Genomic DNA, 249 nt, shown 5'->3' on the forward strand with positions numbered 1-249 from the left:
GGATGACGCCGCCCCCGAGGCCGTCAGGGCGCCGAGCATGAGTGAGCCGACGATGTCGAAACCTCGGCCCGCGGCCAGCAGCGACCCGGATATGGCGAAGAAGAAGACGCCGAACAGGTCAAGCAGCAGCGCCCAGGTCACACCCTGACGGTAGACCACGGGCAGGAATGTTCGGACCGCTGGGCTTCATTCGCTGACGATGATCAGGACGTCCCCCTGAGAGTGCATCGATTCCGCGTATGCGAAAGC

Annotated in this window: 1 protein-coding gene; it reads right to left on the minus strand. The window is 64.3% G+C overall.

The genetic code is table 11. The features are described 5' to 3' along the window. The coding region (locus ACPYOG_RS20165; protein ID WP_481295867.1) for a TRIC cation channel family protein at nucleotides 1-159 on the minus strand (159 nt) is incomplete at its 3' end. Nucleotides 160-249: the final 90 nt, after the last annotated feature.

The organism is Leifsonia sp. HAY1-4F (assembly GCF_056755275.1).